This window comes from Halomonas sp. E19 (assembly GCF_052439355.1).
Lineage (GTDB): Bacteria > Pseudomonadota > Gammaproteobacteria > Pseudomonadales > Halomonadaceae > Halomonas.
In genome coordinates this window covers 155,179-175,427 of the sequence record NZ_JBNFWU010000002.1, presented here as the reverse complement: position 1 = coordinate 175,427, position 20,249 = coordinate 155,179, and the positions used below count along the sequence as shown (strand labels likewise).

The following is a 20,249-nucleotide window of genomic DNA, read 5'->3' as shown; positions in this document are numbered from 1 at the left end:
TCAGCCCAGTTATGGTAGCGCCCGAGGCCTAGCCCGAATATTGCACCAGGCATGAAAAAAGCGGCTGAAAATCGGTTATAATTCAAGAGCCTAACCAAGAATTAGCCGACACAGCCGCCATGACAAAATGTACCACGCCCACCGCCACCTTTCCACGCTGCAAAGGCCGTCAGATCACCGCCAGCTTCGATGGCGGCGAGGTCACCTCTGACGGTGGCATCCTGCTGCTGCGGCAGCTCGACCGCGAGATGGGCCTGACCCGCGCTATCGCTCGCCGGCTGAGTGATGACCGCGATCCTCAACGCTGCCTGCATCGCACCGAAACCCTGGTTCGGCAGCGCGTGTTTGGCCTGGCGCTGGGCTACGAGGATCTCAACGACCACCAGGCGCTGCGTCACGACATCGCCCTGCAGACCGCCGTCGATACCGACGGCGTGCTGGCCAGCCAGTCCACGCTGTGTCGCTTCGAGCAGCAAGCCGATCGGGACTGGGCGGTCACCATCCACGAGGAAATGATCGAGCAGTTCATCCGCTCGTTCCGGCGGCCACCCAAGAAGCCGCTCTACCTCGACTTCGATGCCACCGACGACCGGGTGCACGGCCAGCAGCTCGGGCGGCACTTCAACGGCTACTACAACCACTACATCTTTCTGCCGCTGTTCGTGTTCTGTGGCGATCAGCTGCTGGTCAGCTACCTTCGCCCGGCCTACCGAGATGCCGCCCACCACGCCGGCGCCATTCTTGCCCTGCTGGTTCGGCGGCTGCGCCAGGCGTGGCCTGAGGTAAAGGTCGTATTCCGCGGCGACAGCGGCTTCTGCCGCCCGCTGATCCTCAGTTGGTGCGAGCGCCACGGTGTCGACTACATCGTCGGCCTCGCCGGCAACCCGCGGCTGGCCAAGCTAGCCCTGGATATCGACTACGAGTCAGCTATCCGCTTCGAGAAGACCCGTGAGAAGCAGCGAGTCTTCGGCTTCATCGAGTACGCCGCCAAGAGCTGGAAGAAGCGCCGACGAAAGGTGGTCGTCAAATCCGAGACCAGTTGGCGTGGCTTCAACACCCGCTACGTGGTGACCAACCTGCGCGGCTGCAGCGCAGAGTGGCTCTACGACCACCGCTACTGCGCCCGAGGCGAGATGGAGAACCGCATCAAGGAGCAGCAGCTCCTGTTCTCAGACCGCACCAGCTGCCACCAATGGTGGTCCAATCAGTACCGACTGCTGCTCTCGGGGCTGGCCTACCTGCTCCTGGAGCGGCTGCGTCGGATTTACCTTAAGCGCACCGCCTTCGCCCAAGCCCAGGTCAACACCATCCGCCTGAAGCTGCTGAAGATCGGCGCCGTCATCACTCGCAACACACGGACCATTCGGCTGATGTTGAACAGCCAGTATCCGGAGCAGGACCTCTTCCTGATGTTGGCCAGCAAGCTGGTGCCGGGATAGCGTCGCGGCGTGCTGTCCCCGGCACAGAAAAGACATGGGGGTGGGGGAGGTGCGCCCTGAGCACAGGAACTTGATCAAAAAGCAGCCAAACTCCACCCCAGATCCCTTTTATCCCCACCGAGCCTGGCATCTGGGGACTTCTGACTGACCCGGTGCAACATCCGGGCTAGGACCAGGTCACCCGGGGCAGAATCGATGGCTTCACGCAGAATCTCGGCGCCAACTCGAAGCCCAACTGCTGGGTCGAGAAGCTGTGTGACATCTTCTACTCGATGCCCATGCCAGCGAGTATTGACCTGCATGATGCCGATATCCACAGATCCATGGTCTTGCAGATACCGCTGGAGTTGCTCCACCGCCTCATCATGCGATTGACCATAAAACCCGGCCTCACTCAAAACCCTCAGCGTGTAGGGCCACGGCTGCAGTTGGCTGTCAGCACCCCGTGCCGATTCAGCCAGTGCGACAGAGTAGAGCAGTACCGGATCGAGGTCGTATTCAAGGGCAGGAGCCTCATACATGGTGCCGGCCAGAGACGCTTCAGCCTGGTTATTCGCTGCCGGTGCCACCGTGAGGGTAAGCGCGAGCCCAATAGCCATCGACATACGAGGATAGCCGTTGTTTAGGCTACCCATTTTGCCCACTCGCAAAGGGGCGCTAACTGCTTGTTGCAGCAAGGCAAAAGCCTGACTGCCTATCTGGGAATAGGCCATGTGTGTATCCCTTCAGTGCCTGATCGTAATGCTGTTTTCAAGGCAATACCTACCTAGCCCGACAGCAGCGGGTTATATTTTAGTTATTAAGCCTACGGCTGGATGTGCAGGAATCGCACGGTGCAAAAAGGACGGGAAGTGGGGCGGGAATGCAGCACCAACTCTCGTTCTTACATGGATTATCGGAATCGCAAGGGCGGCAACAACCCCACATTTGTAACAGGTGGTAAACCTGTACGCGCAAACAAGCCGCGTAGAATGCCTGTAAATGGAAATGATCAAGGTAGCCGCAGGGCGCGGCAAAAGAGGGACAAGGCCTATACAGAGTATTCGACCAAGGTATAACGTCGGAAGGAACCGATCTGAGTCGGTGGAGCATGACCACGGACGAACCGCGTGTGCTTCTGGAATCATGCTTGGAGGAAACCGTATGCGATTTTTCGCTAGTGTGCAAGGCCCAATGCGTGCCTCGGCGAGCGTGGGGGCTTGCGTCGTGTGTGATCTGGGTATACTGGAGTCAACAGGGTAGGGCAAGCACACGAGGAATTCATCATGGAACTCATTATCAAGCTGATGTTCGGGGCGGCCGGTTTCGGTGCGATGTCCTGGTTTCTCTGGGACTCCGCCTCAAATCACGACTCTGGCCTGATGCTGATGGCGGTGGTCGTCGGTCTGGTGGCCTTCGTCCACGGCTTTCTCGCCCTTGCCAAGATCATCCACTACAGCAGGTGGGGAGCTGTCATCTTCTGGGTTGGGATGCTTGGCACCCTGACTTACACCTTTCCGGTGCTTGGGTTCAGTCAGATCGGTTGGCTGGGCTGGGGCATCACAGCGCTCCTGGCTGTAGGATCGCTGTTCATCGTCACCTACCAACAGGAGGCTGGTGCCCCGAAGCGTGGGAAGGGCATGGCGAGCTCGCCGTTCGATGAGGAAGGGTATTCTGAAGGCTTCCATTACAGCGGCTATCCAACAGCCAAGGCCCTGCGTCGCGGGCTTGACTAAACGGCATAGCAACGGGCGATAGCACCCCTAAACACAAATGCGGAGGCCAGAGGCCTCCCATTTGCATTGCTGGATGGATGATCAGGCGAAACCGGGTGGCTTGCCTCCGCCGGACTTGTTGGTGTCACGGCTCGCCATCATCTGATCGGGGTCGCCATGGTCTTGAGCGCTAGCTCCATTTCGTGTCGAGGCTGTCGGCAGAACCAGTTCATTGTCACCGTAGCCGGTGGTCGGCGCGTCGGGATCAACATACCTGGGTTGTGTCGGCTCCGCTGGACCGGCGCTTCGCGGCGGCGAGGCCGTCTCAGGGCTGGGGTTTGAAGGGGCTGGTGTTTCTGCGGGAGCCTGTGCTGGTGGCGGAGCCAGCGGCTGAATTGGAATGTCCGAGTGACCCTGACCAAAAGCGGCGCCACCGGAGTGGAGGTCATAGAAACGGTCAACAGGGGCCATAACGGAAGCGGCTTGTGCACCGGCTTGACTGGCGTTCGCCACACGGGCCCCGATGCTCTCGATGTTTCGGTGATCCTGCTCCGTGAGCTGCTCGGGCGTCTTCCCAGTGTTGTGCATGTACTCATCTCGGATCGCCGCTTCACCGTGTTCGCGGTATCGCTCGGCTCCTCTCCATCCACGAACTGCGCCGCGTAGTGTTGGGCAGCGGCGGGAGTCATGCCGAGTTCATGGCGTGCATGCGCTTCCATCGCTTCGTAGGCCATCTGCTGCTGCTCAGACGTGACTTCACGGTAGTCAGCACCCTGTAGGTTCGTGGCGGCCTCGGCAAGCATTACACGCGCCTGATCCTCGCGGGGAGGGCGTCGAAGTGCGAGTTATCGCCATTGGCTCTACCGACGGCAGCGAGAGCCACCTTTTCACTGACGCTGCCAGAGTAATCACTGAGTTGCGGGATATTCTCCAGCGACTCACCATTTTCAAGCCTCTCCTGGATCGAGTTCATCACCATCGGGTTGGTGCCTGACAGATTCATCATGAAGTCGGCCCCAACCTCGCCAGCCTTGTCGATAAGCTGTCCAAGCCTGTCCTGGCGAGCAACGGCCTTGCCGGGATCGCCGGCATCAGCGTTCAGAACACGCTCCGCCTCTGGCAAGCGTTGCTCAACCTTATCTTGATAGAAGCCATCGGCCGCTCCCTCGACCTGTGCCGTTCTCGCGTCGAAGTGATCCTGGATAACCGGTGGCACGTCGGCGTTATGGTCTGCAGCGGCGCCTTCATCGGGTCTGGCGCTAATGGCCTGACCCTGGAAGCCCCCGACGGATGACTGACCCGTCGGACTGGCGCCAACTCCCTGGATGCGAGAACCAACCTCGTCCGTGATGCGCCCGTCCATTGCTGGCGTCGAGTTGCTTAGCCCCTGATTCTCGGTGGCATCGGCCGCGGCACCGAAATCACGGCCGGTGGCGGAACCGACGATGCGGAGGGTGTCATTGAAGGCACCCATGTACTCCTGCGGGGTGTCGTAGTTGCTCTGATTGCTCAAGGCCTCGAGCTGTGCCACGACCTGTGCGTTAGCGCTCGGCATACCATGTACATCCTCGAGGACATCAGCTCGCTGGGCGGCCTCAGCACGAACACTGCTCGGTGCATGCATCATCGAGGTCTGAAGCTGCTCCATGGCTTCGCGCCCCCAGGGTTGTTCTGGTCGAGGATATTGTTGGACAGGTACATATACCCGTGTGACTCGTCGCTACTGAAATTCATGCCCAGCGACTTCATCTCGGTGTAGGACTGGCTGGCAGACGAGGCCTCTTCGGCACTGGTCTGGATCTGCGAGGCATTTTGAGCGCCCCAGGTGGCCGTCAGCTGGTCCTTATTCGCCTGTGCGAAGCTGTCCGTCAGGCCCTGGGTCAGCTCGGCGCGGTTCTGCTCTGAGAAACCGGCCTTGTTCAGGAACCCGTCTACCTGATCCTGCGACATGGTGTAGCTGTTGGTATCGGCATCCTTCGTCATGTTGGAGACATCAGCGCCCGCCTTGAAAAGGCCGGCCGGGAGGCTCAGGCCGCCCCCATAGATCCACTGACCGCGAAGGCGCCCTCGATGGCACGCTGGTGTTTGGCGTCGATCCCATACTGTTGACGGAAATCTGCCGCAGCCTCGCTCACAGCCGTGGATGACTGCCCGCCCATGCTGGAGACCTGGCTACCCAGTGAAGACATCCGCTCGTAAGACTGTGTCTGGTTGCCGCCGGCAGTGATGGCATTCGACAGTGAGGAACCGAACTTCTGCTGCGCGGATTCCATGTGTTGCTCAGCGGACTGCAGGTTGGAGCTTAGCTGGGAACCAATTTTCAATGACCCCACTGCCTGGTCAGCGCCTGTCGCACGAAGGCCGCTAGTGGGGTCCTGAGTAGCACTCGGCATGTTGGCCATGACGGCGCCATTGGTCATCATATCCGGGGTCGACTGACGCTCGTTCACATGGTCAGCACCTTGCATCCGGCCCGCCAGGCTGGTCATGGCATAGGACGAACCGGTGACCAACACTAGGGTAAGAATCGGCGTCGCCGCAGCGAGCATGCCGCCTGTGGCGATCCAGCTCTCAAGTATGTCGCTTGAGCGATCGAGGGCGTAGAAAGAGTACAGCCCCATGGTATCCATGCTGTAGGAGGCCATCTCGTTGGAGGCCGACATGTAAAGGAAGAGGTTGACGATGGAGAGCACAGGCATCCAGAGCTGAGTCCAGAGCAGCATTTGGCCATATTTCGACACAAGCTTGATACCGAACCCGCCGAGCACGATCAGGAACGCCATGAAGGGCGTGATGGCGTAGACGAAGCCCTCGATGAAAGTCAGCATCGGCCTCACAATGCTCATGAACATCGACTGTTCAGCCGCCCATTGCGTGTTGCGTTGCTGAATTGCCTGGTTGACCATTATCGCCGACGTGTAGTCCCGCATTTCCTGATACTTCCCGGAAGCGGCATCGTAGTAGAGGGGCTCGATGATAGCTGTCTTCATGTAATTCTGTGCTTGGCTCGCGGCAATGCCGAGGGCCTGCATGGCATCGGTAATCTGTCCACTGACAGACATGAAGGTTGGGTCACGACTTAGAACGGTGGCAACGGCTTGTTGCGCCTGATTATCGCCAAGCTGGTCGAGCATCGCCTCCAGGACCATGTGGCCATCGCTGCAATTGTAGTAGGAGCCATTGGGATTCCCGGGGGTGTCATAAAGCTGGGTACCATAGACGGCAGAGTTGAACCGCATGGCGGGTGTGATGTGGGTGCGCATTAGCTCGTCGATCGAGACCTCACCACGATCGATCTTGAGCAGGGTGCACTCCTGAATATAGTTCGTGATCGACTGGCGGACATTGACGTGCCCGCCACCATTAGCCTCATTGATGGCCTGGAAGACCTCAGGGTCAGCCAGGGACCGCCGAGCGTCGTTGAGGAGCTTCAATGCATCCGCGAAGTAGGTGGTCGTGATCCCCGGGGCGATCGCCCCATACCCGGTCTCGAACATCCTCGTGATGCTGTAGCCGACGTTCGAGATGATTCCCCCGGCAGCACCAACTCCAACGGGAACGTTGGCGACAACCCTTGCATCACCGGTATAGGCGTCCTCGACCACCACCGTGGTCGAAGGGCCGAATGCACAGGCATAGATGATCCAGCAGACGAGGATCTGCTGGAAGGGGATCTTCTGGCCGCCCTGAAACAGTGACTGGAAGGCCATGATCAGCACACCGATCAACAGACCCACCGCCACCATCTGTTCAAAATCTCCGGTTCCGGTGATCATCGAAATGGCGATGAGGATCTGCTCGAGGAAGGCGGAGTCACCGATGGAGTAGATGGTGAACATGTTACTGGCCTCCTCCCTTCGACATCTCCCGCAGGGTATAGCGAGCGACGCGAGTATTTTCGATCAGGGCAGAGTAGTCCCGGACCAGGTCGTTCATGGTGCCGTATTCGTTGGCCAGCATGGTGTATTCCTGGCTGAGCCTTGCCGACGACTGGTGAAGTGAGGTAGCTGCCTTAGCAGCCCAGTCGTTGTTACTTGAGCCAATGGCTTGCTCTGCGGATCTGAGCATCTCAGACGCGATGCTGTAGGTGATGTTGAGAGCGAGAGCCTTGGAGCTCTCTTCAGCGAAGAGGCGGGCGGTGCTGGGGTTGGCGATCACAAGGTTACGCAGGAAGGTCGCGGCGCTACCCGGGAGGTTGGCCATAAAGGCTTCTTCTTCATTCGTGAGCGCCCCAGTGTTGACACTCATTTTCCCGATGATACCCGGGCTAGTGGCGTTGCCGAGCAGCATGTCCTGAATGTGCTGGCCAAAGCCCTTGATATCAACAGGGCTTGTTGTGGCTCCAGAGTCCATCATGCATTCCGCGGTATCACCACCGCAGGAGTACATCTGCACCGTGCCCCCGTCGATCAGGTCGGAGAGAGTCAGCTTGTTGCCAGCGATTGTAGTGATGGGGGTTTCCCCTCGTCGGTGGCATTGCCCACGATCACGGTACCACTGATTGACATGATGGCCTCCAGCAACTGGACATCACCGCCGTGGAACCAGCTCTGCACACCATGGCGACGAAGTTCTTTCCAGACCACGTTCCCGAGCATTTCCTTCCGCCGCGGGGCATCCACCTCTTCCAGCAGATTGACGGTGGGTTTGCCACTGGACTCTGAGAAACCACTGAAGAAGTCATCGACCATGCCGGTGGCTGAGGCCTCGGTCATCCCCTTGACCTCGGAGCTGAACCCCATTGCAGAGATCGTGTCGTTGACCACACCCTGAGCTGCCTCGCAGGAGTTGAGCATGGCGCGGTTCAGTGCCTGGATCTTCTTCTGGAAGTTCTCGATCCATTTCGCCCCTTGCGGGAACACGTTGTCGAGCGCCAGCTGGAACACATAGCCCTGAGCGTTTGCAGCTACCGAACGGAGCAGCTGAACCATCTGCTCACTGTTAATGAAGCTGAAACTCCCTAAATGCATATCCACGCCACCACACCCTCCTTTCCAGGACGGGGGTCACACGGACCAAGGATTCCGTCATGATCGGCGACTTGGCAGTGATCCGGCCGCCGGTGATCACCCCTCGGCGTTGGGATTCCCAGACACCGGGCGGGGTGACATTCGACATGCCGTCAAATACCCGATCCAGCTGGTTCTGGAGGCCACTGGCCGACGCGGAAAGCGAGGCACCCATCAGCGCAGCGCTGATGCATGTAGCCAGCAGGGTCTTTCGAAGAGTCATCTGTTTTGTCATTGCTGCATCCCTCGCTGTGCGTTGGCCATGTGCTGGAGAAGCACTTCAGGTGGTATGAAGCCCGTTTCATCAGTGATCCCCATGTTCTCGAGAGCCGAGAAAGGAGCTGAATTCGCCAGGCTCATATCGGCATTCGTGATCGGGCGCGTTCTGTTGAAGTCATCAGGAGAGATCCACCCCTGCTGGAGGGCACCGAGGACGATTCGCTCTTGGAGGTCGGTGAGTGATACGGCCCCTTGTGCGACAGGTACGAACTCTCCTTCTGGGGAGGCGAGATACACGGCAGGCAGGACCTGTACCCCGAGCTGCTCCGCATGCCCGGCATCGGGGCGCATGTTGGGGAAGGGGTCCCCAGGCAAGTCCTTCCCATCCATGCTGATGGGCGTAGTGACGAACTGCCGGTTCAGCTGAGCCAGGATCGGTGACATGGTGCGACACAGCCCGCAGTCACTTTCATAGAAGAAGAACACGCCGACACGTTCGGCGAGGCTGGCAAGGATTTCTGTCCGCGCTCTACCGGCCTGCCGATCGAGGTCTTGAGAGGCGAACGTCGCCAAGGGGCGACGAGTGGTCTCATCAAGCATCGGATTGCCCAAGCGTGCGCGTTCTGCCACCTGGGCAAACTCGGAGCTCTGGTCCATGGCGTAGCGCTGCAGGTACAGGAACGCTTGGACATTCTCGACGGTGGGGTTGTCGAATGCCGCGTCCATGTACTTCTGCATGTTTTCCCTGAGCCACTTGGCCGAGAGCGGCGCCGGAGGCTGGGCCTTAGCCGACTCCGAAGGCGATGGTGACGTGGATTGCGGCGGAGGCGTCGTCGTAGTCACGTTCTGTGACGGCGGGGCCGGCTCCGGCTCGGGTTGCTCCTCAGGCTCCTTATCGAACTCTTCGTTGTAGAAGAACCACCCTCGGCCTTGCGCTCGATGAAGCGCTCCTGGGGGTCAGCCAAGGCATGCGTTCCCATCGCTGTCAGTGAGGCAGCAATGAGTGCCACAGCGATCGGTTTAAGGTTCGTGTTCATGGGCGACTCGCACGGATTTTCCGATTTGAGCCATGGTAGGCCGGTAAGGCGCCAGCACCCCTGCGCCGACGTGCCCATAAAGGGCACAACCAGTCAATGGGTGTTCCGCATGCGGAACACCTGTAGGGGCGTCGTCTGGGTGGTGGGTGAGCGCTATGCTGGGACGCACCGGCGCTGTCGGGCCATGTGGCGCACGACGGCCTCGGCCTGTTCGTTGAGCACCAGGTGCTCCTGAGCGCGGGTGGCGGCCACGTAGAGCAGGTTGATCTCCTGGTCACGGGCTTCTGCATCAAGCTCCGGACTCAGCACGTCTGGGAAGTCATCCATGAGATAGACCCTCGGCCATTCCAGCCCCTTGGCTCTGTGAGCAGTGCAGAGTGTCACCAGGGGTGCATCTGCTGCAGCCAGGTTCTGGCGGAGACGGGCAAGGTCCTGGGGGAGGTTTCGGGATGTGTCCAGGATCTTGATGGTGCGCAGCATCTCCGGGTCCTTTGCAGCCTCCGCCATCTCGACATAGTCCCGGAAGGAGGAAAACTCTCGGGCGAGCCGCCTATCGGTGATCCGGGCTCGCTCGCCCCGTGACAACCAGTAGGCGTTCTCCAGCGGAGCCAGGGCGTACGCGTCCTCGCCGCCGATGAGTGCAAGGGGGATTCCTTTCTTGCTGAAGAACATGGCCATCTGGATCACGCCCATGACGGTACGCGCCAGGAACGTGATAGGCCCGGGACATGAGCTGAGTCGGAAGTCACGGGAGGAAGTAACCCGATCCGCCTTGCCGAGCCCCTGGACCGGCAGCGTCTCACCCTTCAGCATCAGCAGCGCATTGGCGACGGCGGCAACCTGGGGGCCAAAGCGAAAGCTTTGCGTGAGGTGACGCCGCTCGGCGCCGGCCAGGGCCGCATCGTCCAGAGCGTCACGAGCACCACGGAAGGCATAGATTTGTTGCGCTGGATCACCACAGATCAAGAGCCCGCATGCCTGACTCGTGACAAGCGCTGTTGTCACCGCGGTGCCGTCCTGACCCTCGTCATAGAGGATAATGTCGTATCGGCGGGACAGGTCGGGCTGCTGGAGCTGGTAGAGCTTGAAGTAAGCGTCATGGGTCATGGGGCAGGCGTGCTCGGTGTCGATCATCTTCTCCCAGAGTGACCGGGCCAACTGGCTCACCATCCGAGCGTACTGCGCCCTATCTCTCCCCCTGGGCTGTTGTCGTCAGCGGCACAGAACAGCGCCGGGCCGATGGCTCGTTCCGCACTGACCATGAAGTTGTTGAGGGTCGCGATGACATCTGCGGCCACGCGCCAGTTTGGCGCCTGCAGCATGTCAGCCACTTCCTTCACTCGTAGGTTGGGCACCAGCTTGTGTTGGTACAGGCGACCGATTTCGGCGTAGGCCAGTTGATGTGACGTCTTGCAGTCGACGTTATCGGGAAACTTGCCGACCGCCTCATCACGAATGGCGCGGTTGTAGGCCAGGTAGAGGAAGCGCTTGTCACGATTGGCCAGAGTGTACTGGACAAGGGTGAAGGTCTTTCCGGTCCCTGCGTACGCCTTCACCACCAGCTGTTTCCCCTTGAAGCCGACAATCTGAGACTGCTCGCTGGTCAGTCTCACGGGCCTGGGGACAGGCACTGCCGTCATCCTTCACTCCTGGTCGCTATGGGTGGCTTCATCACGGTACCACCCCCGATTCTCTTCACCACGGCGAGGAGTTGCCCTTAGAGGCGCAGTCACGGTCATGACAACAGGATCACAAGAGGGAAAGGGGTTCGCGCCAGAGCGCCAATCCCATTCACTCGCTATCTCTAGCTTACACAACCTTTAAATTCCTTTACCGACGCCCTGCGCCCCGCCACGAGCGGTCTTCCCGTGCGGTGGCGACCTCGTGTCTCTACTGGATGAAGCTCTGGCTCGTCTCGGGGATGACTACTCACTGATGTCGTGGAGATAACCACGGTCAACAAGACTAGATTCTCCTGCTAGGGAAACCAATCCACATAACAGGAATGACAATCTCAAAATACGCTGGGGATAAGCATCGCTGTGGACAGATCCTCGCCGGACTGTGCCGGCTCTAGGGTCATGCGGGGTGTAAGGAGCGCGTAGCCTGGCTCTCAGGCCAGGGCAGACGGAGCTTCAGGCAGCAAAAATGCCAGGCAGTGGCCTGGTCAGAGTCGCCGAGCTGCGAGGGCAGGTCTCGGTTAGGTAGGGATGGTGAGGGCGGTGGGTGGCGAATGAGCCCGCATCAGGGGGCCAACCAGTCCCTGGCGGATCTCAGCAAGCGCGAGCGCGGTATGAGTGACGAATCGAACAACCCTGGAGCGCCAGTCAGCGATCGAGTGGCGCGTGAGGATGTCCAGCTGCTGCCGGGCATACTCGAGGGTTGCCTGGCATGCAGCGACAGCTTGCACCGCCGGGGTCTCGGTCGATCCGTTCGTGCGGGTTGTCAGCCGGTCGAGCCTGGGGAGGATCTCGTGGCGCTTCAGCACCCAGGAGGGCAGGGAAGGCACCAGTGACTCGATCTCTGCTGACCAGCGCTTGAGTCCTACCTTGTCGAACCGGCTGCGACGCTTGCCAATAAGGCTTGGGGGAATGTCGCTGGGAGCGTCAGCTGGGATGACCTGGAAATCCGCCAGACCGGATCGCCGCTTGAGCCGATGAAATGCCTGGACGATCTGGTTCATGGCCAGTCGCAGCACGCGGGTCTCCTTCCGGAGATTCTTTGGCTGGCGCTTGGTCTTGGGACGCTTCAGGGGCGGGGCAGGGCGCTCCTCCCATGAGCCGGCTTCATCCGAAGCAACAGTGACGTGCTCGGCATGTTGCCCCAGCACGCCGCTTTCCGTCAGGGCGCGGTAAGTCTCATCTGGGCAAAGTCGCATCCGAGCGACCAGCGTCGAGAGACGGTGTGGGTGGATGCGGTTGCCATCGAAGCCATGGCCGGAGAAGAACAGCGCGAGCCATTGTGAAAGGGGAGCGCTGCGCGGATCGCCAGAGGGCCGGCGATATGACGAAGAGGTCACTGGGCTGGGTCTTGAGCATGGCGACAAGGCCATGACCCAGGGCCAGGGACCAGGAGCGATGCCGCCTCACTGGCTTGCCGTCTTCAGCCGGCTCTGGGGAAATGTCCGTGCCGTCGTTGATGTGGATGCGCCCGCTGTTGAAGAACTGCAGGAGAGGCTCACTGCGCAGCGCCTGCCAATCGTTGCCGACACGCCGCTCCATTACGACCCAGGTGCGAGCGAGCTTGGCCAGATCGTCTTCCAGCTGTTGATAGGCGGTACCACAGATCTGATAGCCGAGGCGGTGATGGACCAGAGCCGCGGGGCGCACATGGATCTCGCATCGGTCACTCAGGCGATGATGTTCATGGACATCGAAGCCCCAGGTCGAATACTTGATCCCGGTGAGTACGTGCCCGAGGGCGGCCAGCTGGCGCGGGGATAACAGTGATTGTGGCTGTCCCACCCCTTCACCAGGCTCGCCGGGGCGGCGTTCGGTCAGGCGTAGGCGCCGCCGTGATTGGGCAAACGTTGAGGGATCAGAGTGGTTGTCAGGGACCAGGCGACCACCGTGCTCCCCCATCACCAGGTAGTGGACGGGGGCGTATTGGGTGCTGCGCTGGGCGGGCTTAGGAGTGGCGCTGCACCAGTGGACCAGCGCCTTCGGAAGGACGCCAGCATCAAGAGGGACGCGCCGATGCGCCAACCCTGTGTAGCTTGGAATGCGGCAGATCGCTCTCGACGTGACGAGTGCTTCAGAATCTGCCGGCTTCGGGGCTGCCTGTGAGGCACTGTCCCCTGCCGTGTGCTGCTTGTTCATCCAAGGAGGTGTCCATATTCCTTGAACGACCAGGGACTACGGCATAAAATGAAGCCGTGGAGACCTGAGGCCGTTCCTTCTGTTCCGTTGCGAGCCAACCCTTTCGGTCAACACGCGTGACTGGCAATGCGTCTCTCACAACGCTTGCCAGGGCTGCTTCAGGAGGTTGCCCGCCTCCTGAGCGGCCAGAATACTCTCGGGGGCGATCAGCAATGCTGGTCGCCCCTTTTCTATGCCCGTTCATCAGCCAGTTGCCCGCTGACTGATGCTGTCTACCTGCTCCCGTGCCACCGGCAGTAGCCGCGACCGCCCCTGTGCCACAAGGGAGGTCGAGCTGATGGTTGTTGTTATCGCGGCTCGAGAGCATAGGTGCAGTTCATTCGAGTATTAGTGGTCGGAGAACATGCTAGCAGGGGTTCCCCGGGATAGGCAACGATTATAGCTGTGTCGCCTCTTTGTGGTGCTCTCCCATGGGTTTGATGTACGCTTAGCTATGATCGTCAGTCGCAGTCACAGAAAATCAACAACTTACGTTTTTATGCGAATGGGACTTGGCGACGATCATGCCTAAAACTGCCTTTGAGTGTACGCATGAGCCATCTCGTTGATCCCGCCGCTCCCCCGACGCCACCATTCTTCCGGCCGTCACCAGATGGCATTGCAGGGATATGGCTTGGCATGGGGCTGCGTGAAAAGGGGCCCAAGATGAGGGAGGTGGCTGATTTCGAGCACGAGCTGCTGCAGGCATGGGACCGCCTTAGTGCAAGAGGAAAGGTGTTCGGAGCCGATCAGCTCTTTGCCGAGATCCAGACCCACCTAGGCGGAGTCCGAAGCTACAAGACCTTCATTGCCCGACTAAGCCTGTATACCGCACGTTTGGGGCATAGCGGCATCATCTTGCGCGAGAAGGCCACGATGATGGGGCCGGGAATGGGAAGGGCCATGGTTTACACGCTGAGGAGCCCTAGTGAAGCGGCCATAGGCTGGCGTGGGAGCCCTAGGGATAGCCAGGACAACCCAGAGGTATGGCGAGTGCCCCGCAAGAGTCGCAGCAAGGACGAGGCGCCGCGCCCAGAACCCCTGGGTTTTTCCAAGCATATCGATTATGTGGAAGCGACCTATCGTCACCTGCAGCGTCATGGGTTTTTCTCCCAGATCAGCGCCAGCAGCCAAAATGACGAATCCTGGACCCTCCACCTGATCGGCCAGTTACTCGAACGATGCTCGAGGACCAGCCCACGTGAGCGTGTCGAGCAGCTGCAGGCAACGATTCAGCTGGGGGAGAGCCGGTCGACGTGTCGGTAAGCCGAATTCACCATGCCTGGGAGAAGGGGCCTGAGTATGGCGTCATAGCGGCGGATGACTCGCAGTTGATCCTGGCCATCTTGACCTACGCCATGCAGCAGATCACAACAGACCAGGCGGCTGGGCGTCTTCCACAGAATCGCCTGACTTTCGACCTGCTGGATTTGAGCAACATGCTGGCGCCAGAGGGGGAAGGTCAGCCTATCAGGCCATGCAGAAGGGCATGGCTCGCATCCTGAACACCCAGTTCGTGCTCAACCTCCATCCAACTGGCCAGCTTGCTCGCCGCTTATCAGCTGCGGCCGGTGGCCAGCCCTCAGAGCGCATCCGGTTCCAGCTCGTGGAGAATCCGGTGGAAGGCCGAGATGAAGTTCCTGTTCATGAGGATGGCTGGGAGCCCAGCACGGGCATGAGGTACTTCGCCTTCAGTCTTCACCCCTGCTGTGGCAGGGCCTGGTGGCGGGCCAGGGGCTGCTGGTACACCCGGCACTACTGTTCGAGCGAAGTGGTGTGGTCCACAAGATCTACCACCATTTGCGCCTCCATGCGGGCAGTCGCCATGGGTACCGCATCCACGCTGAGGACCTCCTGGACATCCTGAATCTGGGCCAGGGGAGTAACCGTCGGCGAGCCAGGATCGAATTCTGCGAGAAGCTGTGGCAGCAGCTTCGGGAGCGAGCGGCAAGAAGCGGGATGATGCTGCCCGCGGTTCTCGAGGAACGAACCGCCCTGCGCCTTTATGACCTCGACCTGGTCGTTGAGCCGACGGATCGGCACAAGTCTGCACTGGTGATCGAGGCCTGGCACAGTGACGAGACCATAGCGCTGATCAAGCGACAGGAGATGCGTACCCGGGCTATGCAGCAACGTATCAGCGCCAATGATGCTGATCTGGCATCAGCCCAGCTCACGCTCCTCCCCTTGACCGAGCCAGAGGGCTGATAGGCTCCGCTCCCCAAGCCCTTGGACGGTCCATACTCCTAGCCCATCGCGTACCAGATATTGGTCTCACGCTCGTGTTCCGCACGTCCAACGGCGACGAGCGATAGCAGCCCCTCTTCGACAGACTTTCGCGGCTTGTGCTTGAACAGCTCGGCCAAGCTCTCGGTAGTGTGAGGTCGCTCGGCCAAGGCCTCGCGGAGTACCTTGAGCTGATCGGGATGCGATTTGGGAAAGATGGGCTTCCCCTTGGCCGGCGCAATAGCCTTCGGTGCCACCACAGGCTCAGTGGTCAACTCAGCATCGATCTGAGTTGCATCAGGGCCTGGTACTCCGGACGCAGCCAGCGGACATTGCCCTGCGCTTCTTCGGCTGCGCGCTGCTTGTTGAGCGAAACCAACCGCATCAGCAGCTCCTCCTCAGCCTCTGCCTGATCGTCGGGCTTGTCAGGCAGCGGCGTTGTCGCTCCAGGGCGGCCAACCAGCTGGTCGGCGAGGTCTTGCCAGCCATAGGCCTCAAAGACGGCATGATCCAGCTGGTCATGGTCCTCGAGGAGAGTGCTGACCAGGCCCTGCTGATTGATGGTCTTCTCCTTGTCGGTCAACTCCACGCCGGCACGAAGCTTCTCCAGCACGTTGTACATGCCCGTCAGTGTCAGCGAGGGATGAGCCTCCTGCTGGCGCTTGCGGTGGGCGTCAATGCGCTCGGCAAGCGTGCCGATCTTGGTGGCCTGATCCAGGGTGAGAGCTGGGAAGGGAATGCTTCAAAGCTTTTCGTCTTCACATAGGTGGGGTCATTTCCAACCCCTAAAGCACTGCCGGCAGCAGTTGCCCATGACACATGCACACGGGAGGACAGGACGCCATGGCAGGATGCTCCGTCATGGGCAATGGCGATCAGCTTGCTTTCCGGCAGGATATCGGCATCCAGGAACTGAAAGAGCCGGTGCTTCGCTGTCTTCACGGTAGCGATGTAACGGGGCAGACCTACAAGCACTTTTCTCAGTTCTTGCCTGGGCTTTCCGAACTGCCACCACCGCTTAGCGTAGCCAGCACCATCTTTCGTATGGGCTTTTGCGTCACGCTCTGGCTTTACGCGTTCGCTCACCCACTGATAAAGCTCGGGAAACCGCTCTCGCACTTCCTCCGCCTCAAGACCGAAAAGGTCGATGACGAAATCGCCGCGTGGCTTGCCTGTGAGGTCGCGACCATTACGGAAAGGTCGGATATGGTCCTCTAGGCCTTGGGTGAATCCTAGGCCAAGATTGGCAGCATCTTTGTTCGAGACGATGAACCCTTTGCCATGGAGCTTAACCCCTTCATGTGAGAGTTGGGAGTTGGCCTGGAGCTTGGTGGCGCCTGTCACATCGGCACCAATCGACAGATCGGCAAACACTTTACCGCCACGCTGGCTCAGCTGGACCTCGCGTGCTTCACGGTCCTCGCTGGAAACCTCTTTGGTTACCTGACGCAGGAGCCCCGGCTGATCGCCAGCTACACCCACGGTCATGGCAATACGCACGGCCGCCCCGTCATTGACGTCAACCCAGGGGTGGTCAGGCACGGCGTAGGCCAGTGAGAGGGGCTTCTTGGTATCCCCCAGGTGGGGCTCCAGGACACGGCGGTTAAAGGTCTGTCGCAGGCTGTTGGTGGTAATGAAGCCAAAGCGCTGAGCCTGGCCGTGACGCACTTTCTCGGCGGCGGTGTGCCACCAGTACATCACGAAGTCTGCAGAGTCCGGTACCACGCCCTTGAACACCTGCCGCACGGCATCGACGTAGCCATCCCCGAGGGAACGGCGCATGGTCGAGGCACCGATGAACGGCGGGTTGCCGACGATGTAGTCCGCCTCCGGCCATTCGGCCCGCCGCGGATTGTGGTAGCGGTAGACGGTGGTGCGACTGGTCTCGTCGGGGATCAGTTCGCCGGTGGTCGGGCTCACCTTCATGGCGATGCCGTCCCAGATGGTCACTGGGTCGCCGTTCTCGTCCAGCTCCGGCTCACGGCTGTCGTAGTCGATCAGTGCATCCCGACACTCGATGTTCTTGAAGTCGCGCAGGATCGGCTCGGGCAGATCGAGGCGGTCGTTTAGCCGGTAGTGCCACTGCAGGTAGCCGATCCACAGCACCAGTTCGGCGATGGCCGCGGCCCGCGGGTTGATCTCCATGCCCAGGAACTGGTGGGGGTCGACGGTCAGGCCCTCGGTCTCGAGCATTCCCTGGCCCTGGCTCTGCTCGGCGATGAAAGCCAGCACCTCGCCCTCCAGGCGCTTCATGTGCTCCAGGGCGACGTAGAGGAAGTTGGCACTGCCGCAGGCTGGGTCGAGCACCCGGGTCTGGCACAACCGGTAGTGGAAGCCCTCGACCTCCTGCAGGGCCTTGTCGGACCTGCCCTGGCGCAGCAAGGTCTCGGCAGCGCCGCGCACATCGCCCCACTCCTCACGAAGCGGCTCGATCAGGGTCGGCATGACCAGGCGCTCAACGTAAGCCCGTGGTGTGTAGTGGGCACCAAGCTTGTGGCGCTCCCGTGGGTCCAAGGCGCGTTCCAGCAACGTGCCGAAGATCGCCGGCTCCACGAATCGCCAGTCAGCCTTGGAGGCATCGATGAGTAGCTGGATCTGCTCGACGGTCAGCGGGATAGGGTCAATGCCCTTGAACAGGCCTCCGTTGAAGCGCTTGACCTGGCGCATCAGACGACTGTCGTAGCCGCCGGCATTCATCCGCTCCCAAAGATCCTTTACTGCGTGGGGGAAGGCTTCGGGGTTGCGGTCCTTGATGTCGACCAGCAGGTCATGGAAAGAGCCCTTGGGCAGCAGCTCCACGTCCTCGGCGAACATGGTGAACAGGCAGCGCTTGAGGAAGTTGGCCACTCGCTCCACCTCGAAGCCACCCTGTTCCAGGGACTTGGCCAGCTGCGCCAGGGTGGCACTCACCTGCTTGGTGACCCGCGCCGCGTGCTTGCTGGGGTCCAGACTGTGCGGGTCGAGCCACAGCCGGCGCAGGCGGTCCTGCACCTCGGGCTTGTGCAGGTCGTCCAGACGGATCTCGTGGTGCCGCGGATCGGGGTAGGCGACGTAGTTGCCGCCGGTGCGCGAGAACTCCGCGAACAGGTAGATGGCGTTGCCCACGTCGACCACCACCACGAAGGGCGGCCGGCCGTGCTCGACCTCCTCCAGGGGCAGGCCGCGCACGTAGCGCTCGGCCTGGCTCACCGCCGCATTGATGGCGTTTTGGTGGCTCTGGGTGGCTAGCGTCTTGCCGGTCTGCTTGCCCTCGAGCACGAAGCAGTCGCGGCGATAGAGGTCGATGTAGCGCTTCTCGGTGGTGGAGTCGGCCCGCTGCGGGGCAATGAAGCGCTCGAAGACGTAGGCGTTGTGGTCGTTCTCGGCCTTGCCCGGATCGGGCAGCGGCAGCTCTAGCAGCTCGCACAGCTCGCGCATGAACGACTGGAAGTTGGCCCGCTCGCTGCCGGTGTTGCCCTTCCAGCGGGCGACGAACTCGGTTACAGCAGCAGGCGCAGCGAATGGTTTGACGGCGGCATCCATGCGGGGCTCCTGAGCAGTACGATTTTCGTTGTTCATGCATCCTAACACTTGGAGCGGGCAGGGCGGCTCAATCAAAGGGTGACTCCCTAATGGGGTAGCCTCAGTCGACTCCCTCATCACCATCCTGTAGGCCTCAGCTGGCGCTGGCACTTCCCCAGCTCGCGATAGAGCTGGCGCACCTGGTCCTGTTGCGCCAGCAAGCGGCCATTGAGCTCGGAGGCAGCTTGCTCGGTGTCCCGAAGACGGGTGGTGAGTTCTTCCTTCTCTGCTCGAGCCTCCTGCAAGGCTTCGTCACGGTGTGACAGAGTGGCCTCCAGGCGAGCAACCGACCGCTGTGCTTCCTGCAGTGCAGCCGCGTTGGATGCTGAAGCTTGCTCAGCAGTCCGGGCGGCATGCTGAGACTCGGCAAGGGCCAGCTTGGTCTCTTTGGCCTCGTGTTCCAGCTGGTTGCTGTGGTCCTGACACGCGACCAGTCGTTGGCTGAGATCGTCAGCGTGCTGCTGAAGGTCATCACGGTGCTGGCTTACCTTTGCCAGATGGTTCTGAGCGTCACGTAGTTGACGATCGAGCTGCTCAGCCCGGGAGGTCAGCGCCTCGAGCTCCTTCACCTGCTGATTATTCTGCCAGAGCCGCTCTTGGCTCTGTCTTTCGCTTTCCGCGAGGTCCCGCTGAAGCGTGGCGAGCTTCTCACCTTGCGTCTCGGTCTTGTGCCTCAGCCGGACTCGCTCAGCAGCAAGGCTGTCGTAACTCTCCATGAGCTCGCTGAATGCCTGTTGCATGCTCTCCAGTTTCTGGCGGTCCTCAAAGGCCTCTTCCTCTGCCTTAGCTCGAGCCTCGAGGGCTTGATCAGCGAGGGCTTGTGCGGACTCGATCTCCTGGCGCCAGCCTGCCTCTCGTTCCTCGAGGGACCGTCTCTGCTCGGAAAGTGCGTTGTCTGCTTCTTCGCGTGCTGTCTGCCACAGCTTGGTAGCGAGTCGCGATGAAGCGCTGAAGATGCTGGAGGGAACGCTGTTCGTTGCTGCGTCAAGACGCTCGTCTGTTGCCCGCTCGAGCTCCCAGGTGCGGAGGTAGCGGGTAATGGTCGAAAGGGACCCATGGCCGAGCCGCTTATAGATGCTAGTTGAGCTTGGTGTGACCCCTTCGGCAGAAAGTGCATCTGCGATGGAGTAAACGTCTTCTCGGTTGACCAGTTTGCGAGCCATGGCCTGAATTCCTCAATGTATCGTAGTTGCGTATACTGTAGTAC

Annotated in this window: 18 protein-coding genes and 2 pseudogenes; 7 read left to right on the top strand and 13 right to left on the bottom strand. The window is 60.5% G+C overall.

Annotated features, from left to right (window positions below):
• The first annotated feature begins 119 nt into the window (after positions 1-119).
• A complete protein-coding gene (locus ACUDAL_RS20230) occupies positions 120-1,439 on the top strand; it encodes an IS1380 family transposase (RefSeq protein WP_444677628.1) in 1,320 nt (439 codons plus the stop codon).
• Between the two features lie 74 nt (positions 1,440-1,513).
• Here ACUDAL_RS20230 and ACUDAL_RS20225 read toward each other — a convergent pair whose 3' ends face one another.
• Complete coding sequence (locus tag ACUDAL_RS20225; RefSeq protein ID WP_444679637.1) at positions 1,514-2,152, bottom strand: hypothetical protein; 639 nt, start codon at positions 2,150-2,152, stop codon at positions 1,514-1,516.
• 552 nt (positions 2,153-2,704) lie between these two features.
• Between ACUDAL_RS20225 and ACUDAL_RS20220 the strand changes: the two genes are divergently transcribed.
• Positions 2,705-3,154, top strand: coding sequence for a hypothetical protein (locus tag ACUDAL_RS20220; protein ID WP_444679636.1), 450 nt, complete (start codon positions 2,705-2,707; stop codon positions 3,152-3,154).
• Positions 3,155-3,541: 387 nt separating this feature from the next.
• Positions 3,542-3,799 carry a hypothetical protein gene (locus tag ACUDAL_RS20215; RefSeq protein WP_444679635.1) on the top strand — a complete coding sequence of 86 codons (258 nt, stop codon included), beginning with the start codon at positions 3,542-3,544 and terminating at the stop codon, positions 3,797-3,799.
• Positions 3,800-3,935: 136 nt separating this feature from the next.
• Here ACUDAL_RS20215 and ACUDAL_RS20210 read toward each other — a convergent pair whose 3' ends face one another.
• The 8 genes and pseudogenes from ACUDAL_RS20210 to ACUDAL_RS20175 all read right to left on the bottom strand — a co-directional run bounded on the left by ACUDAL_RS20210 (position 3,936) and on the right by ACUDAL_RS20175 (position 12,096).
• Positions 3,936-4,781 (bottom strand): hypothetical protein, encoded by an 846-nt coding sequence (locus ACUDAL_RS20210; RefSeq protein WP_444679634.1) that lies wholly within the window; start codon positions 4,779-4,781, stop codon positions 3,936-3,938.
• On the bottom strand, positions 4,757-5,116 hold the full coding sequence (locus ACUDAL_RS20205; protein ID WP_444679633.1) for a hypothetical protein: 360 nt from the start codon (positions 5,114-5,116) through the stop codon (positions 4,757-4,759). The genes ACUDAL_RS20210 and ACUDAL_RS20205 overlap by 25 nt, the downstream gene beginning before the upstream one ends.
• A 44-nt stretch (positions 5,117-5,160) precedes the next feature.
• Complete coding sequence (locus ACUDAL_RS20200; protein ID WP_444679632.1) at positions 5,161-6,972, bottom strand: conjugal transfer protein TraG N-terminal domain-containing protein; 1,812 nt, start codon at positions 6,970-6,972, stop codon at positions 5,161-5,163.
• Position 6,973: 1 nt separating this feature from the next.
• Positions 6,974-8,251: pseudogene (locus ACUDAL_RS20195) on the bottom strand (conjugal transfer protein TraH).
• Positions 8,252-8,373: 122 nt separating this feature from the next.
• Positions 8,374-9,291, bottom strand: a pseudogene (gene traF, locus ACUDAL_RS20190) (conjugal transfer protein TraF); the annotation flags it as partial.
• A 260-nt stretch (positions 9,292-9,551) separates the two neighbouring features.
• A complete protein-coding gene (locus tag ACUDAL_RS20185) occupies positions 9,552-10,532 on the bottom strand; it encodes a 3'-5' exonuclease (protein ID WP_444679631.1) in 981 nt (326 codons plus the stop codon).
• 29 nt (positions 10,533-10,561) lie between these two features.
• On the bottom strand, positions 10,562-11,038 hold the full coding sequence (locus ACUDAL_RS20180) for a hypothetical protein (protein WP_444679630.1): 477 nt from the start codon (positions 11,036-11,038) through the stop codon (positions 10,562-10,564).
• 560 nt (positions 11,039-11,598) lie between these two features.
• On the bottom strand, positions 11,599-12,096 hold the full coding sequence (locus ACUDAL_RS20175; protein ID WP_444679629.1) for a hypothetical protein: 498 nt from the start codon (positions 12,094-12,096) through the stop codon (positions 11,599-11,601).
• Positions 12,097-12,204: 108 nt separating this feature from the next.
• Between ACUDAL_RS20175 and ACUDAL_RS20170 the strand changes: the two genes are divergently transcribed.
• From ACUDAL_RS20170 to ACUDAL_RS20155, 4 genes are all read left to right on the top strand, one after another.
• On the top strand, positions 12,205-12,363 hold the full coding sequence (locus tag ACUDAL_RS20170) for a hypothetical protein (RefSeq protein ID WP_444679628.1): 159 nt from the start codon (positions 12,205-12,207) through the stop codon (positions 12,361-12,363).
• A gap of 85 nt (positions 12,364-12,448) precedes the next feature.
• Positions 12,449-12,841: a hypothetical protein gene (locus ACUDAL_RS20165; protein ID WP_444679627.1), complete on the top strand. Its 393-nt coding sequence runs from the start codon at positions 12,449-12,451 to the stop codon at positions 12,839-12,841.
• Between the two features lie 966 nt (positions 12,842-13,807).
• A complete protein-coding gene (locus tag ACUDAL_RS20160; protein WP_444679626.1) occupies positions 13,808-14,521 on the top strand; it encodes a hypothetical protein in 714 nt (237 codons plus the stop codon).
• Positions 14,522-15,031: 510 nt separating this feature from the next.
• Positions 15,032-15,463 carry a hypothetical protein gene (locus ACUDAL_RS20155; protein ID WP_444679625.1) on the top strand — a complete coding sequence of 144 codons (432 nt, stop codon included), beginning with the start codon at positions 15,032-15,034 and terminating at the stop codon, positions 15,461-15,463.
• Positions 15,464-15,501: 38 nt separating this feature from the next.
• Here ACUDAL_RS20155 and ACUDAL_RS20150 read toward each other — a convergent pair whose 3' ends face one another.
• The 4 genes from ACUDAL_RS20150 to ACUDAL_RS20135 all read right to left on the bottom strand — a co-directional run bounded on the left by ACUDAL_RS20150 (position 15,502) and on the right by ACUDAL_RS20135 (position 20,205).
• A complete protein-coding gene (locus tag ACUDAL_RS20150; protein ID WP_444679624.1) occupies positions 15,502-15,738 on the bottom strand; it encodes a hypothetical protein in 237 nt (78 codons plus the stop codon).
• Positions 15,739-15,752: 14 nt separating this feature from the next.
• On the bottom strand, positions 15,753-16,103 hold the full coding sequence (locus tag ACUDAL_RS20145; RefSeq protein ID WP_444679623.1) for a hypothetical protein: 351 nt from the start codon (positions 16,101-16,103) through the stop codon (positions 15,753-15,755).
• 11 nt (positions 16,104-16,114) lie between these two features.
• Positions 16,115-19,003 carry a class I SAM-dependent DNA methyltransferase gene (locus ACUDAL_RS20140; RefSeq protein ID WP_444679622.1) on the bottom strand — a complete coding sequence of 963 codons (2,889 nt, stop codon included), beginning with the start codon at positions 19,001-19,003 and terminating at the stop codon, positions 16,115-16,117.
• Between the two features lie 116 nt (positions 19,004-19,119).
• On the bottom strand, positions 19,120-20,205 hold the full coding sequence (locus tag ACUDAL_RS20135) for a DNA-binding protein (protein ID WP_444679621.1): 1,086 nt from the start codon (positions 20,203-20,205) through the stop codon (positions 19,120-19,122).
• Positions 20,206-20,249: the final 44 nt, after the last annotated feature.